6 protein-coding genes and 1 pseudogene are annotated in these 6,651 nt (G+C 62.2%); 3 read left to right on the top strand and 4 right to left on the bottom strand.

Features of this window, described 5'->3' with window-relative positions; genetic code table 11:
* Positions 1-101: 101 nt before the first annotated feature.
* Together sufB and EN935_RS17080 are read right to left on the bottom strand one after the other, a co-directional pair.
* Positions 102-1,619, bottom strand: a complete 1,518-nt coding sequence (sufB, locus tag EN935_RS17085) for a Fe-S cluster assembly protein SufB (protein ID WP_109669585.1) — start codon at positions 1,617-1,619, stop codon at positions 102-104.
* A gap of 187 nt (positions 1,620-1,806) precedes the next feature.
* Entirely contained in the window at positions 1,807-2,970 is a 1,164-nt protein-coding gene (locus EN935_RS17080; RefSeq protein ID WP_127373461.1) for a cysteine desulfurase family protein, read from the bottom strand.
* Between the two features lie 239 nt (positions 2,971-3,209).
* Between EN935_RS17080 and EN935_RS17075 the strand changes: the two genes are divergently transcribed.
* The 3 genes from EN935_RS17075 to EN935_RS17065 all read left to right on the top strand — a co-directional run bounded on the left by EN935_RS17075 (position 3,210) and on the right by EN935_RS17065 (position 5,364).
* Entirely contained in the window at positions 3,210-3,884 is a 675-nt protein-coding gene (locus EN935_RS17075; RefSeq protein ID WP_013532163.1) for an alpha/beta hydrolase, read from the top strand.
* 21 nt (positions 3,885-3,905) lie between these two features.
* Complete coding sequence (locus tag EN935_RS17070; protein WP_127265968.1) at positions 3,906-4,556, top strand: FMN-binding negative transcriptional regulator; 651 nt, start codon at positions 3,906-3,908, stop codon at positions 4,554-4,556.
* A gap of 181 nt (positions 4,557-4,737) precedes the next feature.
* Entirely contained in the window at positions 4,738-5,364 is a 627-nt protein-coding gene (locus EN935_RS17065; RefSeq protein WP_127373460.1) for an ankyrin repeat domain-containing protein, read from the top strand.
* A gap of 128 nt (positions 5,365-5,492) precedes the next feature.
* On the opposite strand, the gene EN935_RS17060 is transcribed toward EN935_RS17065, so the two are convergent.
* The gene (locus EN935_RS17060; RefSeq protein WP_245469044.1) at positions 5,493-6,263 is read right to left on the bottom strand and encodes a phosphatase PAP2 family protein; all 771 of its coding nucleotides are present in this window, start codon (positions 6,261-6,263) and stop codon (positions 5,493-5,495) included.
* A 111-nt stretch (positions 6,264-6,374) separates the two neighbouring features.
* Positions 6,375-6,651, bottom strand: a pseudogene (locus EN935_RS17055) (glycosyltransferase family 39 protein); the annotation flags it as partial.

Raw genomic sequence — 6,651 nt, 5'->3', positions numbered from 1 at the left:
TTGGCCATGGCGATCTTGCCCTCGCGGCGGACAGCCCACAGCCGCCGCCAGCGTACGGCAAACCAGATTTCTTCTCTCGGCAGCTGCGTCGCCATGGTCACTTAGCCCACCGAGCCTTCCAGCGAGATACCGATCAGCTTCTGCGCTTCGACCGCGAACTCCATTGGCAGTTGCTGGATGACGTCCTTGACGAAGCCGTTGACGATCAGTGCGATAGCTTCCTCTTCAGGGATACCGCGCTGCATGACGTAGAATTTCTGGTCCTCGGAAATCTTCGACGTCGTCGCTTCGTGCTCGAACTGCGCCGTCGAGTTCTTGGCTTCCATGTAGGGCACCGTGTGCGCGCCGCACTGGTCGCCGATCAGCAGCGAGTCGCAGTTGGTGAAGTTGCGGGCGTTGGTCGCCTTGCGGTGCGCCGAGACCTGGCCGCGATAGGTGTTCTGCGAGAAGCCGGCGGCGATGCCCTTGGAGATGATGCGGCTCGACGTGTTCTTGCCGAGATGGATCATCTTGGTGCCGCTGTCGACCTGCTGATAGCCGTTCGACACGGCGATCGAATAGAACTCGCCCGAGGAATCGTCGCCGCGCAGGATGCAGCTCGGGTATTTCCAGGTGATGGCCGAGCCGGTCTCGACTTGCGTCCACGAAATCTTCGAGCGGTCGCCGCGGCAGTCGCCGCGCTTGGTGACGAAATTGTAGATGCCGCCCTTGCCCTCGGCGTCGCCGGGGTACCAGTTCTGCACCGTTGAGTATTTGATCTCGGCGTCGTCGAGCGCCACCAGTTCGACGACCGCGGCGTGAAGCTGGTTCTCGTCGCGTTGCGGCGCCGTGCAGCCCTCGAGATAGGAGACGTAAGCCCCCTCCTCGGCGATGATCAGCGTGCGTTCGAACTGGCCGGTGTTCTTCTCGTTCATGCGGAAATAGGTCGACAGTTCCATCGGGCAGCGCACGCCCTTGGGCACGAAGACGAAGGAGCCGTCGGTGAACACCGCCGAATTCAGCGTCGCGTAGTAATTGTCGGAGGTCGGCACGACCGAACCGAGATACTTCTTCACCAGCTCCGGATGCTCACGGATGGCTTCCGAGATCGAGCAGAAGATGACGCCGGCCTGCGCCAGCTCCTTCTTGAAGGTGGTGACGACCGAGACGGAATCGAACACGGCGTCGACGGCGACGCGGCCCGACTTGTAGACATTGTCGCTGACTTCCTCGAGTTCGGAGGCGTCGGTCTTCTGTACGCCGGCGAGGATTTCCTGCTCCCGCAGCGGAATACCCAGCTTCTCATAGACCTTCAGCAGTTCGGGATCGACATCGCTGAGCGACGTCGGGCCGGGCGTGCTCTTCGGCGCTGCGTAGAAGTAGATGTCCTGGAAATCGATCTTCGGATAGTGGACGCGCGCCCAGGTCGGCTCGTCCAGCGTCAGCCAGCGGCGATACGCTTCCAGGCGCCATTCCAGCATCCAGGACGGTTCGTCCTTCTTGGCCGAAATGAAACGGATGATGTCTTCGCTCAGCCCCTTGGGGGCCTTATCAACAGCGATTTCGGTCTGGAATCCGTATTTGTATTGGTCGACGTCGATCTTTCGGACCCGATCGATCGTGTCCTGCACAGCAGGCATATGCGTTCTCCATCCACGCCGGGGTCAAGGCCCGACAGTTTTCAAACTATGGCACCGCCAAAATGAACGCCGAAGAAGCGCTCGCGGCAGCGTAAGTTCCATATAGTGCGCCCCGACCGGAAATTCACCCGGCCAACACGAAACGCACGGCTCTACCAGGCCGAAAGGCCCAAATTCGTCCAACCGCTTACGCGGCTTTTTCTCTACTCGCCCTACGCGCGGCGATTCCAGTCAGCGCAACGCGAAATAACTCGATGTCTTCCGCGCCGGTCGCCGGTCCGATCGACACGCGCAAGGCACCAAGACTGTCGCCGTAGCCCATGGCTTTCAGAACATGGCTCGGCCCGACCTTGCCCGACGAGCATGCGGAGCCGGCCGACAACGCCACGCCGGCCAGATCGAAGGCGATCTGCGCGGTTTCAGCTTTGACGCCCGCAATAGCGAAGAATGTCGTGTTGGCAAGCCTTGGCGAACCGGTTCCAAAGATTTCCGCGTCCGGCACCAGCAATTTCATGATGGCCTCGATCTCGTCGCGGCGCTGGCGCCCCGCATCGATGGCCGGCAATCCGGTCAGGGCCTCGCGTGCCGCGGCGCCAAAACCGGCAATGGCGGCGAGATTTTCAGTGCCGCCGCGATGGCCCTTCTCCTGGCCACCGCCGTTGATCAGCGGCTTCGGCATCATCAGGTCGGAAGCGGTGACGATGGCGCCGACGCCCTTGGGGCCGCTGATCTTGTGCGAGGACAGAATCAGATAATCGGCGTAATCCGCTGACATGTCGATCGATACGCGGCCCGCGGCCTGGACCGCGTCGACGACGAGGATGCCGCCCGCAGCCTTGACGATCTCAGCGATGCGATCGATCGGCTGGATGACACCGGTCTCGTTGTTGGCGGCATGGATGGCGACCAGCGGCAGGCCATCGGCCTTGTCATGGCGGCCGAGCGCCGCGACCAGGGCGCCGAGATCGGCGATGCCATTGGCATCAACGCCGATCCGCGTAACCTGTGCTGCCGGAAAGCGCCCACCATTCAACAGGCAGGGATGGTCGGCCTCGGACACGTAAAGCCGGCTCATGCGCACAGTACCACGCCCCATCTGCCAGTCTGATGTCAGCAGCGTCGAGGCGGCTTCCGTCGCGCCGGAGGTGAAAACGACATGCTCCGGCTTGGCGTTGACCAGTGCCGCAACGTCACGCCTGGCGGTCTCGATCAGGCGGCGTGCGGCGCGCCCTTCGGCGTGGACCGATGACGGGTTGGCGGCGACATCAAGCGCTGCGACCATAGCCTCGCGGGCCGCGGCAAGCAGCGGCGCACTGGCATTATAGTCGAGATAGGCGCGTATTGCGGCCATTTTCGTCCAGTTGGTCCCGTCAGAAGCCATTCCGCCGACGTATCGCGTTATTTCCTTGAAATTCCAAGGCGAGCCGTCCTATTTACGCGGCTTGCGGCGCGGGTGGCCGGGCTCGATGTCTTGCCACTCAGTTTTGAACAATTCTAAACTAGCTTCTAAGAAGACGCTCGCCCTGCGTCAAGGCCAGAGGAAGACACGTTCCGGGCGCCGCGCATTCGTATACCCAAGTGGAGTATTTCATGCCTGAGGTCATTTTCACCGGTCCTGCCGGCCGTCTGGAGGGACGTTACCAGCCTTCCAAGGAAAAGAGCGCGCCGATTGCCATCGTCCTGCACCCGCACCCCCAGTTCGGCGGCACGATGAACAACAAGATCGTCTACGACCTCTTCTATATGTTCCAGAAGCGGGATTTCACCACGCTTCGCTTCAATTTCCGCGGCATCGGCCGCAGCCAGGGCGAGTTCGATCACGGCACTGGCGAGTTGTCGGATGCCGCCGCAGCCCTCGACTGGGTGCAGTCGCTGCATCCGGATTCCAAGAGCTGCTGGGTTGCCGGTTACTCCTTCGGCTCCTGGATCGGCATGCAGCTTCTGATGCGCCGTCCCGAGATCGAAGGCTTCATCTCGATCGCGCCGCAGCCCAACACCTATGATTTCTCGTTCCTGGCGCCCTGCCCGTCATCGGGCCTGATTATCCATGGCGATGCCGACAAGGTCGCGCCACCAAAGGATGTGCAGGGCCTGGTCGACAAACTGCACACGCAAAAGGGCATCACCATCACGCAGAAGACCTTGCCTGGCGCCAACCATTTCTTCTCCAACGACGCCGACCTGCTGCTCGAGGAATGTGCCGACTATCTCGACCGCCGGCTGGCCGGCGAATTGTCGGATCCGCGGCCGAAGCGGCTGAGATAAGCAAAGAAAGCTGGGACAGCGATGTACGAACCTCCTCAGTTCAGGGAAACGCGGCCGGAAATCCTACACGGGTTGATCCGGACGCATCCATTGGGCCTGTTGGTTTCCAACGGGCCCGAGGGGCCGGTCGCCAACGCCATCCCGTTCCTGCTCGACGCCGAAATTGGGCCGAACGGCAGGCTGCGCGCCCATCTGGCGCGGGCCAATCCGCAATGGCGCCTGCTGGCCGACAATCCGGCTTCACCCGTGCTGATCGTCTTCCAGGGCAGCGATGCCTATGTGACGCCATCCTGGTACGAGACCAAGCGCGAAACCGGCAAGGTGGTGCCGACCTGGAATTATGCCATCGTGCAGGTTCGCGGCACCGTCAAGGTGATGGATGACCAGGACTGGCTGGCGCAGCAGATCGCCGATCTGACCGTATCCCAGGAAGGCGCTCGCGAGGCACCCTGGGCGGTGACCGATGCGCCGGCGCCGTTCATCCAGTCGCAGATCAAGGGCATTATCGGGCTGGAAATCGAGATCAGCGAAATCCACGGCAAGTGGAAGGTCAGCCAGAACCGGCCGGTCGCCGATCGCGTCGGCGTTGCACAAGGGCTCGAAAGCGAGCAGCATTCGTCGCCCGACATGGCCGGCCTGGTGAGGTCCTATGGCGGTCTGGACGGCAATTAGTGTCAAGATCTGACGCGTGGTACCCGGTGTGACGCTCCTCCATCGATCTCCGTAGATCGGCATCGACGCGTCGAGGTTTTGCCGGCGAGCGAACCCAACGAAATTCTGGGGAGGGTGGTGAGCCGCCGTTGCCGGAGGTACACTTCGCCGCCAATTCCGAACCGTGGACTCGAAGCAGGCGATGATTGATGACGCTGCACTCGTGCGCCTGATGAAGGCGATCGCATCGGCTGACGGCACGGTGGTGTTTGGCTTGCTGAACGCCTTTCCTGCCCTCGCCAAGGCGACCCTGAAAGAGGGCGCGATGGGCGCGGCGACAGATCTCTTTCTGACCGAGATCAAGCACTACGTTTATGCTGGCGACACTGCGCTTCACGTCGCGGCGGCGGCCCATTGGCCTGAGGTCGCGCGCGCGCTAATCGGCCTTGGCGCAGACGTCACGGCGGGAAACCGACGGAGTGCGACGCCGCTTCACTACGCGGCCGATGGAATTCCGGGGTCGCCCAAGTGGAATCCGGTCCGCCAATCCGCGACCGTCGCCTTGCTGATCGCGTCAGGGGCCGATCCGAACGCCGTCGATCAAAACGGCGTCACGCCTTTGCATCGCGCCGTTAGAACGCGCTGCGGGGCAGCGGCGAGCACACTCCTTGACGGCGGCGCCGACGCTCTGCTCAAGAACGGGAATGGTTCGACGCCAATGTTTCTTGCGACGCGGCCGACCGGCCGCGGCGGCAGCGGCTCGCCAGAGGCAAAGGCGCAGCAGGCGGAGATCATGCGACTGCTTGAGCGCTATGGCGCGACGCCATAGACGCAACGCCTTGTCTCAGACTGATCCTAGACTGTCAGCAATGGGGCCGTAGCGCCCTGCCAGAAACCCGCTATCACGAGCCGGCGAAATTGCTGTTTCGACGGGTACCAGGCGCCTGATTTTAACCACTAGGTCCCGGCAGCGGGGTCTGCCCGTTTCACGTCGCCGAGCCATGTCAGCCAAAACGTCTTCTTGCGGACCGGCAACCCCGACGGCATCGGCCGAAAGATGAAGCCGAGCCGGGCGAAGACCAGCCCACAAGCAAGCGCGAAAGCGCAGCCAAGGCCGAAGCCGGCGACGGTGTCGCTGGGATAGTGCGCGCCAACGAAGATCCGTGTCGAGGCAATGCAGGCGGTGATCGCCAGGGCGACGTACCAGCGCCTTGGGAACAACAGCAGGGCAATCCCGAACACGGCGCCCATGGTCGTTGCATGGCCGGACGGGAAGCCGGCGAAGCGCGCATCGAAAGCGAATGGATGCAGCGACAACACCCCGAATTGATTGAAATACATCGGCCGAGCCCGGCCGATCGCGTATTTCAGCACATTGACGGTCAGGCCGGACAGGCCGACGGCGCCCAGCACCAGGAAAGCCAGGCAGGTCCAGTTGTAGGCGAGCATCAGCGAACGCCTTGAAAGGCTTCGCCAGTCCGTCAGGTTCGCGGCGACGAGCAAAAGCGCCGACGGAATGAGATACCAGCCACCCAGGCCGAACTGCGTGAAAAAATCGGCCAGGCGGACGAACCCCGGCGACCATTGGTCGCGAAGCATTCCCGCAGGGGTGTCGAGGCGAACAAATGCTGCTGCCGTCAGCAAAACCCACACCAGCACCCAGACCGACCACAAAATGTTCGGGTATCTGGCCGGGCGAGCGGCAAAGCGCTTTCTTGCGATCTGCATCGTATCGCGAAAATTGTCGACCGATCGGCGCCCCACTCCAAGGAGCATAGCGGAAACGGAAGGGCGCGATTTCACCAGCATTTGAAATTCGACCCTGTCATTGACGAGCCGTCATTGGGCCACACGATAAAGGCCAAGCGACAGTTTGTCTCCCGACGAATAGTTGAGGCCGTCAACTTCGGCAACGCGGATCGCCGACTTGCCTTGCGCCGCCAGCAGTCCATTCAGTTTTTGCTCATCCCCGACCTGTGTCAGCGCCAGCGCGCAGGCCGGATCGCTAAGCAGATGTTTGGCGACGCCATCGACATCGGTCAGCACGGTCTTGGTGCCCACCAGGAACACCAGGCTCGGCTCGTGATATTCCGCCGAGGCGAGCACCGTGGTGTCG

The sequence above is a fragment of the Mesorhizobium sp. M7D.F.Ca.US.004.03.1.1 genome (genome assembly GCF_003998635.1).
Classification (GTDB): Bacteria; Pseudomonadota; Alphaproteobacteria; order Rhizobiales; family Rhizobiaceae; genus Mesorhizobium; species Mesorhizobium loti.
This window is presented reverse-complemented; position numbering and strand designations above follow the sequence as displayed.